The organism is Acetobacter fabarum (assembly GCF_022483405.1).
Taxonomy (GTDB): Bacteria; Pseudomonadota; Alphaproteobacteria; order Acetobacterales; family Acetobacteraceae; genus Acetobacter; species Acetobacter fabarum.
Genome location: NZ_JAKVNI010000001.1, coordinates 2,597,835 through 2,613,083, shown reverse-complemented (window position 1 = coordinate 2,613,083; position 15,249 = coordinate 2,597,835). Strand labels below are relative to the sequence as shown.

The following is a 15,249-nucleotide window of genomic DNA, read 5'->3' as shown; positions in this document are numbered from 1 at the left end:
GGTGCAGGGTTCCGCCCCGCCTGCTCAGAACGGTTTGAGCAGACGGTCCAGATACTCCAGTTCCTGTTGCGGGCGGGTTCGGTCTGAATCGCGGCGGCGGAGTTCCTGCTCAATCTCACGCGCGCGCTGGCGGGCTACCGTGTCGGGAATATGGGTGCTGTCGTCCGTATTCTGGTCCGCCCCTTCGCCTTCCTTACGGCCTAGGGGGTCTTTGCCTGTTGTGTTTTCATCGTCCCCACCTTCGCCCGCAGTATCGGAGGGCTGGCCATTCCCGCTCTCTCCCGCATTGCCTGAGCCGGATGATCCATCGCCACTCCCCCCAAAGGAGGGCAAAAAGCTGGGCGTTGTGTTCTGGCCATTGCCCTTCATGCTATCCTGCATCTGCTTGCGGCTCTGGCGCAGGGCTTCGAGTGCTTTTTCCTCAGCACTGGCGGCTGCGGCATCATCCCCATCAGCCAGCGCCTTGCGGGCCGTAGCCATGCTCTTGCGGGCCTGTTCAAATGCATCGGGGGTTTTGCCGGTGAGCTCCTTGAACTCATCTTTAAGCTCGCTCAATGCCTGTTCAAGCGCATGCTGGGTTGCACGTTCGGTGCGGCGTGCGCTGGCCTGTGCTTCGGCCTTGGCCGGGTCTGGCAGGCCAGCCAGGGGCTGGGTATTGCCGGAGGAAGGCTGCTGGCCTGTGCTGCCTCCACCCATATTGGGTGGGGAGGAAAGCCCAAGCCTGCGCAGGAGTTCCGATGTCGGCAGGTTGGCGTATTCTGCGGCTTCTCCATCCCCATCATCCGCCAGATCGCTCTGTTGTTGGGAAAGGGCACGCACATGTTCATCCAGCCGGGACTGGGCATGGTCCAGCAGGCTGGATTCCTTGGTTGTCAGGTCATGCAGGGCGGCGGCCTGCTCACGCGCTTTCTGCTGGGCCTGGAGTTGCTGGGCCAGAGCGGCAAGGTCCTGCGGTGTGGCATTGCGCATGCGCTCGGTTGCGTTTTCCATTTCCTGCAGGCGTTGCATGGCATCGCCCGAGCGGCCATTGGCGGCATCGGCGCGCAACTGCTTCATCAGCCGATCGAACGCTTTATTCCCCGCTGCGGAAAAACCGGGCAGGTCAGGGATGGCTGTATGGTTGCGCAGGGCGTTATCGGCCAGAGCCTGCATTTTGCGGGCAATGGCGTCCTGTAGCGCTTTTAAGCTCTGTTCCAGCTCTTCCTGTGCCTGCTGGTTGTGGGTGCCATTGCGCTTCATGTCCGCCAGCTTCTGGGCAACATCGGCCTGTGCGGCCCGCACATCAATCGAGGCCTGAGCACTGGCATTATCGCCTGTGCGCCGGTCTTCTATGTCCAGCGCCAGATCCCATAGCAGGTTGGTGGCGCTGGTGCGGGCGGTCTGGGTGTCTATGTCGGCATTTTCCAGCAGGGCTACAATGCTGGTCAGGTTGAGGAACATGCCCGTATGCTCCCGTACAGGGCCGGGGGCCTCCCCCAGTGCTTCCAGATCCTGCGCCGTATCTTCACGTTTTTCCTGTTCCAGCGCAAAACGCCTGCGTACGTCCAGAATGGCGCGGGCAATGGGGGAGTGGAAAACCCTGCTCCCGAGTTTGAATGTGGCAGGTTCGCTCTGCCCCTGATGCCCGCTGGTAGCGGTTGCCACAATCTGCCCCGTCACGTCCTGCCCGGCCCATGGGTCTTCCGACAGGTCAGGGACAAGCACATTTTTAACCGATTTGGGGTGGCCGGTTAAAGGCAGGGGAATACTCAGTTCCCGCTTGGGGTTGGCTCCTTTGGCAGGGTGGGCAGCGTGTAGCACTACCTGCATATCTGACAGGCCATAGGCGTGGCTGGCCGTGTAGGGCAGGCGGGTATGCCAGTCCCCCTTACCGGGAGTTCCGGGGGATGGGCCCCAGGCAACCTGTGGGGCCAGGTCGGGCAGAATGGTCATGGACCAGCTGGCAAGAGTGCGCCCCCGGCCGGTTAGCCTAAGCAGACCGCTATGGGTCAGCGTGGCTTCCAGCTTCCAGCTATGGGGGGCCAGCTTCTGGCGTTTTGCGTCCTGTACCACCATGCCGTGTGTGCCTTGCAACACGGGGTGCGAGGCCATACCGTTAACAATAACGGTAAGTCGGGCACCTTCCTGCATCTGGGGGGCGGGGCGGTTCGGGCTTAAAAAAACCGGGGCGTCCGGGGCATAGGCGGGGGGAGTAATCCACGCATCTATGTGGGGGAGGGGCACGTCCGGGTCATCCCGGCCGGGAATAAAAGCGGCCAGAATACGCCCCGGAGCCGAGGACCCGGCAACTCCGCCGGCCACGCCAAGAGCCAGCACCAGCCCCGCAGCCGCAAGCTGGTGCGCGCGGCCTTTGGGCGCAAGGTCGGGCCAGCCAGCCCGCAACCGGCCAAGGGAGGCCAGAAGCCGCTGCCGGTGGGCCTGCCACAGGAGCGTATTGCTGGCGTGGGGGAGTGGTGCCGGGGTATCTGTCAGGCTTGCTAGGGGGCGGTTGCGCAGGCCGGATGACTGCTCGATCCGGCGGTCAATTTCCTCCGGCGTGGTGGGGCGCAGGCGGCCCAGATCGGTATGGAGCCGCCAGCCACACAGGCTCAGCCAGCCTGCCACACTGACAAGGCGCAGCCCATCAGGCAGGTGCTGGGGCAGGCGGAGCAGGCCCGCCAGTGTGTAAACCCCCAGCATGGCTACGGTCGGCTGGAGGGCAGGCCAGAGCTGCTCAATGTGCAAAACAAGGGCCGCATTACGGCGCACATGGGCCAGACGGGCCGCCAGTGTGCCGTCCTGCGCGGTTGATGCGGTCAGATCCTGCTTCAGACCGCGCATGCGTCAGGCTTTTCCGTTCGGGGGAGCTGGCATGGCTTCATCCTGCCACAGTTCTTCCAGTGTCTGCCGGCGGCGTATAACTGTCCATTGACCGTTTTCTACCAGAACCTGCGCGGCCAGAGGGCGGCTGTTGTAGGTGGAACTCATGACCGCACCATAAGCGCCCGTGTCCAGAATGGCTATACGGGATGCACGGTCAAGAGGGGGCAGCAGGCGGTCGCGCGCAAACGTGTCACCACTTTCGCAGACCGGGCCAACAACATGCGTAGGTGCGACAGGCTGGCTGAAGGCCTGTGGCGCAAGGGGGACAAGGCCATGCCATGCATCATACATGCTGGGGCGGACCATGTCGTTCATGGCGGCGTCAAGCACAAGGAACGGGCTGGGGAGCCCTTCCTCCTTGCGCAGGATAACGCTGCTCAGCAGCACACCTGCGGGGCCAATGGGCCAGCGCCCCGGCTCTATGCTCAGCCGCAGGCCAAGCCCGCCCAGTTCGGCCCGGATGGCGCCTGCCAGAGCTTCCGGCTGGCCCTCCACCTCGTTGCGGTAGCTGATGCCAAGCCCACCACCGCAGTCCACGGCTTCTACGCTCAGGCCACTGGCACGCACGGTGCGCACCAGTTCGGCCACGCGGGCATAGGCAGCATGGTATGGCGCGGTGGAGAGGATCTGGCTGCCAATATGGGTTGCAAACCCAACGGGTTTGATGCCCGGCAGGGTAAAGGCGTGGGCATACAAAGCCGCAGCATTATCAAACGGAATGCCAAACTTGTTGGCGGCCAGCCCGGTGGTGATCTTGGCGTGGGTTTTGGCATCCACATCGGGGTTGATGCGCAGCGTGATGGTGGCCTGTTTGCCAAGGCGCGTTGCAATGGCCGAGATAATGGCCAGCTCTTCCGCACTTTCCACGTTAATCTGGCCAATGCCCAGACCAATGGCATAGTCCAGCTCCGCATCGGTCTTGCCTACGCCGGAAAAAACTACTCGCTGCGCCGCAATGCCCGCTTTTTGTGTGCGTGCAAGTTCGCCCCCGCTGACAATATCCGCCCCATACCCTTCCTGCCCGATAAGGGACAGGACGGAGAGGTGGTCATTCGCCTTGACCGCGTAATGGATGCTGACATCCAGCCCCGCATCCGCCATGGCCGTACGCATGCGGGCAAGGCGCTGGCGCAGTGTGCCAGCACCCAGCACCCAGCATGGGGTGCCAACCGCATCGGCTATGGCGTTCAGGGGGACGCCCTCAAACATCAGCCCACACAAGGGGTCTGTGCTCAGGTGCGGGTGGGTTGCCAGCAGTTCAGCCAGCGAGGGGTCTGCATCGGTATAGGCGGGTGAATCAGCCATGAAACGAACTGGGCCTTGGACAAAAAAGGGCGGAAGCATGGGTGAGCGCACTGCACGGCAGGCCAGAGCCCGTGTGGTGCCGCACGGGGGCTGGCCTGTTACGGCGGGCTGCGCTCAGTCCGGTGGATAGACGAGGGGGTAGGTAATCTTGTTGCGCGGACCCGGAGCCTGATTAGGCCCCTTTTTGCCACAGGCGGCCAGTGGCAGGCACAGGGCGGTTGCCAAAAACAGGCCCATGAACAGGCGGAGGGGCATATGCTCAACCTTTTGTGGTGGTGGGGGTGCCTGCCAGTGCATCCAGCCAGCGGGTGGCCTGCGCCATAACGTTGGATGCAGCGGTTCCGCCAAGGCTTGTGCGCGAGGCTATGGAGGCATCAACACTCAGGACAGAATAAATATCCTGCGTAATGCCCGGCTCTTCGGCCTGCATTTCCGCCAGAGTGAGTTCTGCAAGGCCAATATTCTGGGCTTCTGCGCGGGCCACAAGGCGGCCAGTTACGTGGTGGGCGGTGCGGAACGGCACCTTGAGCACCCGTACCAGCCAGTCTGCAATATCGGTTGCAGTGGAATAGCCCGAACCAGCCAGAGCGCGCATCTGCTGGGTGTTGGCGGTCATGTCGCGCACCATGCCATCGCATGCGGCAAGGCACAGGGCGGCTGCATCGGTTGCGGCAAAAACCGGTTCCTTGTCTTCCTGCATGTCCTTGGCATAGGCCAGTGGCAGACCTTTCATGACCGTCAGCAGCCCGATCAGGCTGCCGTTAATGCGGCCTGTTTTGGCGCGAACCAGCTCGGCTGCATCCGGGTTGCGCTTTTGCGGCATGATGGAAGAGCCGGTTGTAAACGCGTCCGACAGCCGGATGAAGGAGAAGGGGGAGGAACACCAGATCACGATTTCCTCTGCCATGCGGGAGAGGTGCATGGCCAGAATGGACAGTGCAGACAGGTATTCCAGCGCAAAATCCCGGTCCGAAACCGCATCGAGCGAATTGGCGGTCGGGCGGTCAAAATGCAGGAGTTCGGCCGTCATGGCCCGGTCAATGGGGAAGGACGTGCCTGCAAGGGCAGCCGAGCCCAGCGGGCATTCGTTCAGGCGGCGGCGTGTGTCGGCCAGACGGCCCCGGTCACGGGCCAGCATTTCCACGTAAGCCATAAGGTGGTGGCCAAAGGTGACCGGCTGTGCGGTTTGCAGATGTGTAAAGCCGGGCATGGGGTCTGCCGCGTGTTCCTGTGCCCGCTGTGCCAGTGCGCGCATGAGCGAGGCCACCTGCAGGTCCAGCCCGTCTATGGCGTCACGCACCCACAGGCGGAAGTCGGTGGCCACCTGGTCATTGCGGGAGCGGGCGGTGTGCAGGCGCTTGCCAGCTTCCCCCACCCGTTCAGACAGGCGGGCTTCGATATTCATGTGAATATCTTCCAGCGCTTCGGAAAAGGCGAAGTCGCCCGCGGCAATTTCCGCGCCAATTTCGGTCAGTCCCTTGCGGATTGCCGTCTCGTCATCCTTGGAGATGATGCCCACATGCGCAAGCATGGCCGCATGGGCCAGAGAGCCTGCAATATCCTGCTTCCACAAGGCTTTATCAAAGCTGATGGAAGCGTTGATGGCCTGCATGATGTCCGAAGGTCCACCCGCAAATCGTCCGCCCCACTGCACATTGGCATTGGCTGTGGTGGCTGTCTGGGCCGGGGGCTGGTTCTTCAAAGACATGGTTGGCTGACCTGTTCGTTTACATGTAGCGTGGAGCCGCAGCCATAATACCGGAGCAGGCTGAATGCAAAGCCCATCCTACCGGCGCATGCCGCGCTGCGCAAACCGTCATCCTTGCGCCAGATCATGCCAGTGCTGCGGTGTGGGCAGGTTTTTTATGGGGCAGGCGGTGTTTACAGGGCTGGCTGCATGCTTATTTCTCTGCTTATAAAGTGTGTAAATTACAAAGGGTTCAGGAAAAGACCATGGCTCACGAACTGACAACTTTTGGAGTGATCGACCCGGGTGCAAACGTGCTGCTCGAGGTGATCAAGGCAGAAAACCCGATTGCAGCCGTGCGTCGGCTGGAAGAAAAGATGCGTGGGCCGGACTACGTGGCTGCCCGCAGCTACAGTGAAGGCGGTGAAGAATCGCTGGACGGCACAGACCCCGCCTATCTGGTCTATGATCTGGATGGCAGCGGTCTGGATGCGGAAGGTCTGGGCGGTGAGGATGCAGGTCGCGTCCGGGCCGAGGCCGATCTGGCCGCCGTTATTGTCTCCTCCGCTCAGTAAGGCGTTTTTTCGGGCCTTGGGGGAGGCGGATGTTATGCGTCTGCTCCCCCTCTGCCCGGCAAACTGGCACATGCCGGCATGACTGATGACAGAAATATTGGCTGAGAGTTTTAAGGTTTACGGGCAGGATGGCGGCGGGCCGTTTGTGCTGGTCAGTGACCATGCAGGACAGGCTATTCCGCCCACGCTTGATGGTCTGGGCCTGAGCGCGGATGAGCGTGCCCGCCATATCGGGTGGGATATTGGTATAGACGGTGTTGGCCGCAAACTGGCCGATGCCCTGCCTGCGGTGCTGATCGAGCAGGTGTATTCCCGTCTGGTAATCGACTGCAACCGCGCGCCGGGTCACCCTACCTCCATTGTGACGCAGAGTGATGGCACGGCTGTTCCACGCAACCAGAACCTGAACATGCAGGACCGTGTATGGCGCGAACAGGCCATTCTGCACCCTTACCACCAGCGGATTACACAGGAGCTTGATGCCCGGCTGGCGCAAAAGCGCGCCGTGGTTGTGGTGGCCCTGCACAGCTTTACGCCGGTCATGCGCGAGGTAGCGCGGCCATGGCATGTTGGGCTGCTGCATAACCATGACTCCCGTCTGGCTCATATCATGATCGACCTGCTCCGGGCCGAAGGTCTGGTGGTGGGGGATAATGAACCCTACGCCCTGACCGATACATCGGACTACACAATCCCCCTGCATGGCGAGCAGCGCGCCCTGCCGCATATTGAAATTGAAATCCGTCAGGACCTGATTGCCCACCCAGAAGGTCAGGCGGAATGGGCCGCCCGGCTGGCCAGCCTGCTGCCACAGGCCTGGCGGATTTTTTGCACAAGGTATGAACAGCGGCCATGACCACCTCCCCCACCACACCACCCCCGCAGATTATTACCGGCAAGGCCAGACTGGCCGGTGTTATGGGCTGGCCGGTTGAGCATTCCCGCTCGCCCGCGCTGCATAACTACTGGCTGCGGCGTTATGGGGTTGATGGTGCCTATGTGCCCCTGCCCACGGCTCCGGAGGATTTTGTGGCGGCGGTACTCGGGTTGCAGGCTGCGGGCTTCAAAGGGGTTAATGTTACCATTCCGCACAAGGAGGCGGCTTATAAGCTGGCCGATGTGCTGGATGCCTCGGCCCGGCGGGTGGGTGCGGTCAACACGCTTGTCTTCCGTGAGGATGGGAAAATCCTTGGCCTTTCCACCGATGGCAGCGGGTTTGTTGCCAGTCTGGAGGCCAGCAGCCTGCCACCCCGGCCGCAGACCCGCGCCCTGCTGCTTGGGGCCGGCGGGGCCGCGCGGTCCGTGGCTGCGGCTTTGCAGGACAGGGGGCTCAAGGTTGCCATAACCAACCGCACGCACGAGCGCGCAGTAACGCTGGCCGCGGCATTGCCCGGTACGGATGTGCTGGCTTGGTCCGAGTGGGAGCAGCAGCTGGGGGAGTTCGCCCTGCTGGTCAACACCACCTCGCTGGGTATGGCCGGAGGGCCGGATCCGTTGTTCTGCCCTTCTCTGGTGCAGGCGGCGGAGGATCTGGTGGTGGCGGACATTGTCTATGCCCCGCTGGTTACGCCCCTGCTCGCGGCGGCAACCCGGCAGGGTTTGCGTACGGTGGGGGGCTTGGGCATGCTGCTCCATCAGGCGCGGTTTGGTTTTAAGGAATGGTTTGGCGTGGACCCGCAAGTGGACGATGCAACGCAGGACCATGTTCTGAACAGCCTTTGAGCGTGATCTGCTCCTTTTGACCAAGGCAGGGTTTACGCATGAAAATACTGGGCCTGACCGGAGGCATGGGTATGGGCAAAAGCACGGTTGCCAGCATGCTGCGCCGTGCCGGAGTGGCGGTGTTTGATGCAGATGCCACTGTTCATGCCCTGCAGGCTCCCGGCGGGGCTGCCTTGCCCCGTATTGCGCAACTGGTGCCGCAGGCTGTAACGGCCGGGCGGCTGGACCGGGCGGTGCTCCGGCAGGCCGTTCTGGCCCACCCGGCATTGCTGAAAAAACTGGAAGCCATTATGCACCCTCTGGTGCGCCGTGCCCGCACCGAGTTTTTGCGCCGCTCCCGCCTGCAGGGGGCTGCCTGCGTGGTGCTGGATATTCCACTGTTGTTTGAAACCGGGGCAGACCGGCTCTGTCGCTGGGTGGCGGTGGTGTCTGCTCCCCCATGGGTGCAGCGCAGGCGTGTGGCCCATCGCCGCAACATGCCGCCCCCGCAGGCCCGGAGGCTTATTGCCTGCCAGATGCGGGATGCCCGCAGGGTGCAAAAGGCGGATATCGTTATCCGCACGGGGCTGTCCATGAAGGAAACAGAGCGGCAGGTCCGCCGCTTTATCAGGAGTTTGAGGGCATGAAGCGATCCATCCTGTTTGATACGGAAACAACAGGACTGGACCCCGCAACCGGGGACCGGGTGATTGAAATTGCAGCCCTGGAACTGGTGGGGGACCTGCCCACGGGTAATAGTTACCACACCCTGCTGGATCCCGAGCGTGATGTGCCTGAAGAGGCCAGCCGCGTTCACGGCTTTACCCGCGCGGACCTGGAGGGAAAGCCAAAGTTTGCCGAGGTCGCGGACGATTTTCTGGCCTTTGTGGGGGATGATGCCCTTATTGCGCATAATGCCCGCTTTGACTTTGGCTTTTTAAACGCAGAACTCAAGCGCGCAGGCCGCAAACCGCTGGATATGGGCCGTATGGTGGACACGCTGGATATGGCGCGCGAGCGTTTTCCTGGCATGCCCAACAGTCTGGACGCATTGTGCCGCCGCTTTGGCGTGGACCTGTCTGCCCGTACAACCCACAATGCGCTGCTGGACTGCAAGCTGCTGGCCGAAGTGTATGTGGAGCTTATGGGCGGTCGCCAGCATGGTCTGGGGCTGGTGGCTGATGGCGAGCAGGCACCCACCGTGGTGTATGACGGCCCGGCAGAACGCACAGTGGTAAAAGTCTGCCCCACAGCTGCCGAACTGGCTGCGCACACTGCCTTTGTGGAAAAGCTTAAAGACCCGGTCTGGAACACATAAACCGCCCAGCCATGCCTGCAATAAAGCTATGCAGCGGCAGAACCCTATGCCATGTTTTGGTGGTCCCGAACACAAGGAGCATTTTTGATGCGCTCAGCATCCCGTCGTTTTCTTGCGGCGCTGGCACTGTCCGGCGCATGGGCCTTGCCCGCAGGAGCAGAGACCGTTCTCGGCCCTGCCATGGCGGAGGTTACCTTCAAAACCCGCTCGGCTGATCTGGGTGTGGGCTACACTTGGGGCAATGGTGTGCTGACTTATGGCGGGCATGACTACCCGTTTGAGGTCAGCGGGGCTTCGGCCGCTGCAATCGGTTTCTCCTCCGGCAACAGCGTGGGCAAGGTTTATAACCTGCAACGGCTGGAAGATTTTGCAGGAACATACTGGTCGCTCTCGGGCGAGACAACGGTCGGCAAGGGTGTTGCCGGGCACCTGATGGAAAATGACTCAGGCGTGCGTATCCGGCTGGATGAAATCCGCACAGGTGGGCGGCTTGCTGCCTCTCCCTCCCGCCTGACCATCCGCTTTTTGCCTGCGGCCAAAAAGACCGGAGCAGACAGCCCCACCAAAAAAGACTGAGTAGGGGCTGTTGCTTTTAGGCCGCCGGATTATTTGGTTGCGTTAGCAGGCTTACGGTTCTGCCTATAACCACACGTTCTTCATAACGTGTAAGGGCCAGTTTACACCCTGCTTCCCCCATACTCTGGCGCAGGGCGGGCTGGCTTGCCAACTGGCGCAGAGCCTGTGCCAGTGGCGCAACGCAGCGCGGGGGGTACCAGAATGCCCGTCTGCCCATCCACCACCTGCTCACGCGGGCCGGGAACATGGGTGGCCACAACGGGCAGGCCGGTCAGCATGGCTTCAATAACGGACATGGGTAGCCCTTCGCTGTAGCTGGGAAGGGTAAAAATATCCGCAGCGGCCAGAAGTGCCGGAATATCCGCGCGGTAGCCAAGCCGCTTTAACCGTGGCCCTAATTCCCGGCTGCTTTGCTCCAGTGCTTCATCCAGCGTTGGGCCGTGGTCACTCGCCAGCCGTTCCCCCACAATCCACAGATGCGCATCCGGTACGTCACGCATGGCGGCCAGAAGTTCGGGGTACCCTTTGGCGTGAACAAGGCGGGAGACAATAATGATCACAACAGCCTGTGGCGGGGTGCCCAATGCTGCACGAACCTGCTGACGGTCCTGCGTATCGGGGTGAAAAACGCGGCTATCCCGCCCATTGCCGATGACCTGCGGATGCGGGTGGATGCGCAGGCGCAAGGCATCTGCCGCCTGCTCCTGCGATACGGTCAGGTAAATATCGGTTATGGCGCCACACCCCCGTTCCAGCACTTTTGCCAGCAGGCGTTTGGGGCGGGAGCCGGGCTGGTTGAACAGAAAGCCGTGGCAGGTATATGCAATGCACGGGACGCCACACAACTTGGCGGCAACCCGGGCCAGAAGGCCGCTAATGGGCATGTGGGCATGCACCATATCCGGTTTTTCACGCTGTATCAGCCGGATAAGCGCCCATAAGGCGCGCAGTTGCGCAAAAGGAGAAAAGGAACGGGCCAGAGGTGGGGTTTCAATACGAAAACCCTCCGCCCGTGGCCCGTCAAGCAAGGCGCCATCGGCGCAGACACCTACAACATCATGCCCTTCCGCACGCAATGCGCGCATCAGCGGGAGCAGGAACTGGACAAGCGAAAAATCAACATTCGTGACTTCGAGTATTTTCACGGTCGGGATTATTCGCTGATCAGTGTCAGTGCCCAGTGGATCGGCTTGGGCGGGGGCTGCCCTATCATGGAATGGAGAAGTGCCGGGTGGCCGGTGGTGGCGGGTTTGGGTTCCGGCGCGGTGGCGGGGGCTGGTTCTACTGGCTCTGCGGCGGGTAGGGGGTCTGCAAGGGGTGAGGTCTCTTCAGCCATAATGCTGAGTGCATCAGCGGCAGATGCGGCGGTGGCTGGCTGTTCCTGCGTTGTTTCCGGCAAAGCAGCCTGCTGCGCGGGAGTGGTCTCTTCCTCCGCAGGTGCTGCGTCTGGTTCGGGTGTAGGCGTGGCTGCGCTCTCATCCAAAGGTGGTGCGGGCGGGGTCAGGACAAGCTGGAGCGTCTTTATCCTGCGGCCCTGACCCAGATACACACTTTCTTCCACCCGGACCTGTCCATCGGACTGGAAGAGCCAGCTTTCTTCCTCACTGTGCAGCAGGTGGCCGTTTTCGGTCGGTTCCACCATAATATCAGGGTGCAGGTGGAAGCGCACACAAGGCATGCGGGCTAGTGTTGCCCCTTCCAGCTTTTCCTCCCCACGCAGGGTGCGGCCGTCCTTGCCCAGATAAAGCTGGCGGTGGTACAGGCCCCCGCCCTGGCTTTCGTACCCGTTATGGGTCATGTCCAGCCAGTGTGCGCCGTCCTGCGTTGCATGGGTGCGGCTGACCTGTGGTGGCCTGCTGGTGGTGCCGTTGGTCTCAAAGGTCATGGGGGCCATGCCCGCCAGTTCCAGAACGGAATGGGCCGCCGGGTAGCGCAGGGCCTCTGCCCACCCTTTTTGCCTACTTGCCCCGCAATTAACGATCAGCCGTTGCTTGCCGGATGAAAATTCAAACGAAAGCATGCCCGCATGGGCTGTGTGGTCAAACCCGGTTGGGGCAGGGGCTGCGGCATCTGCTATGACCAGTGCGCGACCGCTGCTCAGGCGGGCAAATCCGCTTTCGGGCAATCCGGCGGCGACAACGCGGGAGCGGGATACGCGGTTCAGCACAAGTTCCACCAGTTGCGGGTCGCGTTCCGTACTGCCGTTAAACAGGGCCAGCCCGCCATCGGCATGGCGCAGGGCGCGCAGGGCGGGGGCGGTCCGGTTGGCAGCATCCACGAGCGTTGTGGGCAGCGGCAGGCGCGCAACCTGAAGAATGTAAAGCATCTCCGCCAGTTCCTTTACCGTCAGGAACAGGTCTTCAGGGCTGCGGGTAATATGTCCGCCATCGGGCAGGATCTGGCTGGTTATGACCTCGTCAATCAGACGCAGGTAGCGGGTCAGGAACTCCGGATAATCGGGAATGGATACCGCAACCGCGAGCAACCCCTTGAGCGCGCAAAGCGCCTGCCAGCCATAAGCGGCATCGGGCATGAGTGCAATAATCGAGCGGGCCTCCATCATAAGGGAGGCCATCAGGTTCTGGCGAAAAACATCATCAGCGGAGGCGGCAAAAAACTCGTAACAGCCCAGCCATGCGCTCAACCGCGCACCAGTTATGGAAGGGTCCATAACCGCGCGTTCGGCAGCAGGCAGGCGCACCCAGTGTGCAACAAGCGTGCGCGCCTTGATTCGCGCGGATTCAGCGCCCAGTTCGCGCAGGTCCTGTAACCAGCTAAAACCCTGTAACCATCGGCGGTAAGGGGCAGGCCACGCCGGGTCGTCCCATATGCCGGACTGGAGCGAGCGGGGCACGCCATCAAACTCGGTCCGGTTGCGGACCAGTTTTTCCCCTACCGTGGCATTGCCCGGCCATAGGTCTCGCAGCACTACGGCGGGGGCCGCGGGAACGCGTGCAAAACCGCCAAGCGGGTTGCGCATGGCATAGGCAAGGCGGGGGGCACGGGTCCAGCGGCGTAGGGGCATTAGATGAGTGTAACTCCAGGGCTGGGGTATTAAAGGCGCTACTCTAATGGAACTTTATGACAGCATTTGGTGCATTCGCACTATAATCACCATGCGATAGATCAAGCCTTGCGGAGGGAGGCAATGGCCGCGGCATAATCCGGCTTGCCGTACACGGCGCTTCCGGCGATCAGCACATCCGCGCCAGCCTGTACGGCCAGCGGGGCTGTTGCGGCATCTATTCCCCCATCAACCGCCAGACGAATATCGCGCCCGCTACGTGTGATCATCTCCCGCAGGGCTGCAATTTTAGGCAACTGGCTGGGCAGGAACTTCTGCCCCCCAAAACCGGGGTTAACGGTCATGACCAGAATAACGTCCACAAGGTCCATGACCTCGGCAATGGCGGCGGCTGGTGTGGCAGGGCACAGCACAATGCCGGGCTTTGCCCCGAGCTGGCGAATAAGCTGGAGCGAGCGGTGTGTGTGCGGCCCGGCTTCTATGTGTATCAGAATCTGGTCGGCCCCGGCCTGAGCAAAGGCTTCCAGGTAGGGGTCAACGGGTGCGATCATCAGATGAACGTCAAAGGGCAGGGCGCTATGCTGCCGCAATGCCTTGATAACGGCTGGCCCAAACGAAATATTGGGCACAAAATGGCCGTCCATCACATCCAGATGGATCCAGTCCGCCCCGGCATGTGCCACGGCTTCTACTTCTTCTCCCAGCCGTGCAAAATCCGCAGCCAGAATACTAGGGGCGATCAGGGGGAATGGTGCAGCACTCATTCCTTGCTTATCCGCAATAGCAGCCGCCTGCGCAACTACAGAAAACCGGTTTGTGCGCTTTTACATGGCAACTGCCTGAATAAGGGGCAGGTGCTCAGGCTGCCCGGGTAAAGCGGGCGGCAAAAAAGCCGTCCATTCCGCCTTCATCCAGCCACATGCCCGGATGGGTGCGCAGCCAGCCTTCCGGCGTTAAGGCCTGCGGCAGGAACGAGAGTTCCTCCGGTGTAAAGGGCATGGGTACAAGCCCCATGGCCTGTGCTGCGCGGGCGCGGTCTGGCCCTTCCTCCTGCTGCAAGGAGCATACAGCATAAACAAGTCTGCCACCGGGTTTGAGCATATCCCTTGCCGCTGCCAGAAGCTTGTCTTGCGTGGCGGTCAGGGTGGTCAGGTCGCGCGGGCGTTTGACCCACAGCACATCGGGGTGGCGGCGGGCCGTGCCCGTGGCCGAACAGGGGGCATCCAGCAGAATGGCGTCCAGCGGGGCATCGGGCTGCCATGTGGCGGCATCGGCCTGCAACGTGCGAACATCCAAGCCAAGGCGTGCCATGTTTTCCTTCAGGCGCACCAGGCGGGCGGGGTTGTTTTCCACGGCTGTTACTGTTGCACCGGTTACGGCCAACTGCGCGGTTTTGCCCCCCGGAGCTGCGCACAGGTCGGCCACCTGCTCGTGGGGCTGTACGTTCAGCAGGCGGGCAGGCAGGGTTGCGGCTGCATCCTGCACCCAGAACGCCCCTTCCTCATACCCCGGTAGTTCGGCAACCCTTGTGCCCGCAGGCAGGCGGATGGACCCGTTGGGGAGGGTGATGCCCCCTTCTGGGGCCTGTGCGCCGGGGCGCAGGGTAATGTCCAGCGGGGCTTCGTGGCTGATGCCCTGAGCAATGGCGCGTGGCACACCTTTGCCTAGCCCGGTCCATGAGGTCCACAACCATGAGGGAATATCCAGCCGGGGCTGGTCCAGCCCATCCAGCACGCTGGCACCACTTGTGGCCACGCGGCGCAGCACGGCGTTGGCCAGCCCTGCAAACGGCGCCAGCTTGCGCCTGCGCAGCAGGGATACGGTGGTGCCAACCGCTGCATGGGGCGGTGTTTCCAGGAACAGTAGTTGTGCGCAACCCATCATCAGGGCAACACGCACCGGCTCGGGTGGTTCTTTTTTTAAAAAAGGCTCCAGCACCGTGCGTAATGTACCCATGTGCCGCAGGGTTGCTGCCGCCAGACGGTGGGCGGCAGCCCGGTCACGCGCTTCTGCCTGATGTGCGGCTGCCGAGCGGGAGAGGCTGTTCTCCAGCATGCGGCGGTGTTCCACAACGCCGCACAGAATATCAAACGCCACATCCCGCGTGGGGTCGGGCTGTGGGGCGGCGGGGCGGAACCGGCCGCGCGGTTTGGAAGAGGAAGAGCGCGCTGGTGTGGTCATGGGGGCAAAAAACCGTTCG

13 protein-coding genes and 1 pseudogene are annotated in these 15,249 nt (G+C 62.0%); 6 read left to right on the top strand and 8 right to left on the bottom strand.

Annotated elements, in window-relative coordinates:
- Window positions 1-24 precede the first annotated feature (24 nt).
- The 4 genes from LKE65_RS12175 to argH form a co-directional block, all read right to left on the bottom strand.
- The gene (locus tag LKE65_RS12175; RefSeq protein WP_278741506.1) at window positions 25-2,820 is read right to left on the bottom strand and encodes a DUF4175 domain-containing protein; all 2,796 of its coding nucleotides are present in this window, start codon (window positions 2,818-2,820) and stop codon (window positions 25-27) included.
- Window positions 2,821-2,823: 3 nt separating this feature from the next.
- On the bottom strand, window positions 2,824-4,167 hold the full coding sequence (lysA, locus tag LKE65_RS12170) for a diaminopimelate decarboxylase (protein ID WP_278741504.1): 1,344 nt from the start codon (window positions 4,165-4,167) through the stop codon (window positions 2,824-2,826).
- Between the two features lie 114 nt (window positions 4,168-4,281).
- On the bottom strand, window positions 4,282-4,422 hold the full coding sequence (locus tag LKE65_RS12165; protein WP_198943861.1) for a hypothetical protein: 141 nt from the start codon (window positions 4,420-4,422) through the stop codon (window positions 4,282-4,284).
- Between the two features lie 4 nt (window positions 4,423-4,426).
- Window positions 4,427-5,875, bottom strand: coding sequence for an argininosuccinate lyase (argH, locus tag LKE65_RS12160; protein ID WP_278741502.1), 1,449 nt, complete (start codon window positions 5,873-5,875; stop codon window positions 4,427-4,429).
- Window positions 5,876-6,120: 245 nt separating this feature from the next.
- Here argH and LKE65_RS12155 point away from each other — a divergent pair, with 245 nt between their 5' ends.
- From LKE65_RS12155 to LKE65_RS12130, 6 genes are all read left to right on the top strand, one after another.
- Window positions 6,121-6,429: a hypothetical protein gene (locus LKE65_RS12155; protein WP_095349006.1), complete on the top strand. Its 309-nt coding sequence runs from the start codon at window positions 6,121-6,123 to the stop codon at window positions 6,427-6,429.
- Window positions 6,430-6,514: 85 nt separating this feature from the next.
- Window positions 6,515-7,285 (top strand): N-formylglutamate amidohydrolase, encoded by a 771-nt coding sequence (locus LKE65_RS12150; RefSeq protein ID WP_278741501.1) that lies wholly within the window; start codon window positions 6,515-6,517, stop codon window positions 7,283-7,285.
- Window positions 7,282-8,151, top strand: coding sequence for a shikimate dehydrogenase (locus LKE65_RS12145; protein WP_278741499.1), 870 nt, complete (start codon window positions 7,282-7,284; stop codon window positions 8,149-8,151). Before LKE65_RS12150 ends, LKE65_RS12145 begins: the two co-directional genes overlap by 4 nt.
- 38 nt (window positions 8,152-8,189) lie before the next feature.
- Entirely contained in the window at window positions 8,190-8,777 is a 588-nt protein-coding gene (gene coaE / locus LKE65_RS12140) for a dephospho-CoA kinase (protein ID WP_278741497.1), read from the top strand.
- Window positions 8,774-9,448 (top strand): DNA polymerase III subunit epsilon, encoded by a 675-nt coding sequence (gene dnaQ, locus LKE65_RS12135; RefSeq protein ID WP_278741496.1) that lies wholly within the window; start codon window positions 8,774-8,776, stop codon window positions 9,446-9,448. The genes coaE and dnaQ overlap by 4 nt, the downstream gene beginning before the upstream one ends.
- Before the next feature lie 87 nt (window positions 9,449-9,535).
- Window positions 9,536-10,024 (top strand): hypothetical protein, encoded by a 489-nt coding sequence (locus LKE65_RS12130; protein WP_278741495.1) that lies wholly within the window; start codon window positions 9,536-9,538, stop codon window positions 10,022-10,024.
- Between the two features lie 16 nt (window positions 10,025-10,040).
- Here LKE65_RS12130 and LKE65_RS12125 read toward each other — a convergent pair.
- The 4 genes and pseudogenes from LKE65_RS12125 to LKE65_RS12110 all read right to left on the bottom strand — a co-directional run bounded on the left by LKE65_RS12125 (window position 10,041) and on the right by LKE65_RS12110 (window position 15,230).
- A pseudogene (locus LKE65_RS12125) lies at window positions 10,041-11,169 on the bottom strand (glycosyltransferase family 4 protein).
- 8 nt (window positions 11,170-11,177) lie between these two features.
- The gene (locus tag LKE65_RS12120; RefSeq protein ID WP_278741494.1) at window positions 11,178-13,049 is read right to left on the bottom strand and encodes a heparinase II/III family protein; all 1,872 of its coding nucleotides are present in this window, start codon (window positions 13,047-13,049) and stop codon (window positions 11,178-11,180) included.
- Window positions 13,050-13,150: 101 nt separating this feature from the next.
- The gene (gene rpe, locus LKE65_RS12115; RefSeq protein WP_165925061.1) at window positions 13,151-13,813 is read right to left on the bottom strand and encodes a ribulose-phosphate 3-epimerase; all 663 of its coding nucleotides are present in this window, start codon (window positions 13,811-13,813) and stop codon (window positions 13,151-13,153) included.
- A gap of 94 nt (window positions 13,814-13,907) precedes the next feature.
- Window positions 13,908-15,230: an RsmB/NOP family class I SAM-dependent RNA methyltransferase gene (locus tag LKE65_RS12110; RefSeq protein WP_278741493.1), complete on the bottom strand. Its 1,323-nt coding sequence runs from the start codon at window positions 15,228-15,230 to the stop codon at window positions 13,908-13,910.
- Window positions 15,231-15,249: the final 19 nt, after the last annotated feature.

Bases quoted from the DNA above. Each gene is read 5' to 3' on its own strand.
- LKE65_RS12175 (WP_278741506.1), bottom strand. From the start codon at position 2,820: ATGCGCGGTCTGAAGCAGGATCTGACCGCATCAACCGCGCAGGACGGC.
- lysA (WP_278741504.1), bottom strand. From the start codon at position 4,167: ATGGCTGATTCACCCGCCTATACCGATGCAGACCCCTCGCTGGCTGAA.
- LKE65_RS12165 (WP_198943861.1), bottom strand. From the start codon at position 4,422: ATGCCCCTCCGCCTGTTCATGGGCCTGTTTTTGGCAACCGCCCTGTGC.
- argH (WP_278741502.1), bottom strand. From the start codon at position 5,875: ATGTCTTTGAAGAACCAGCCCCCGGCCCAGACAGCCACCACAGCCAAT.
- LKE65_RS12155 (WP_095349006.1), top strand. From the start codon at position 6,121: ATGGCTCACGAACTGACAACTTTTGGAGTGATCGACCCGGGTGCAAAC.
- LKE65_RS12150 (WP_278741501.1), top strand. From the start codon at position 6,515: ATGACAGAAATATTGGCTGAGAGTTTTAAGGTTTACGGGCAGGATGGC.
- LKE65_RS12145 (WP_278741499.1), top strand. From the start codon at position 7,282: ATGACCACCTCCCCCACCACACCACCCCCGCAGATTATTACCGGCAAG.
- coaE (WP_278741497.1), top strand. From the start codon at position 8,190: ATGAAAATACTGGGCCTGACCGGAGGCATGGGTATGGGCAAAAGCACG.
- dnaQ (WP_278741496.1), top strand. From the start codon at position 8,774: ATGAAGCGATCCATCCTGTTTGATACGGAAACAACAGGACTGGACCCC.
- LKE65_RS12130 (WP_278741495.1), top strand. From the start codon at position 9,536: ATGCGCTCAGCATCCCGTCGTTTTCTTGCGGCGCTGGCACTGTCCGGC.
- LKE65_RS12120 (WP_278741494.1), bottom strand. From the start codon at position 13,049: ATGCCCCTACGCCGCTGGACCCGTGCCCCCCGCCTTGCCTATGCCATG.
- rpe (WP_165925061.1), bottom strand. From the start codon at position 13,813: ATGAGTGCTGCACCATTCCCCCTGATCGCCCCTAGTATTCTGGCTGCG.
- LKE65_RS12110 (WP_278741493.1), bottom strand. From the start codon at position 15,230: ATGACCACACCAGCGCGCTCTTCCTCTTCCAAACCGCGCGGCCGGTTC.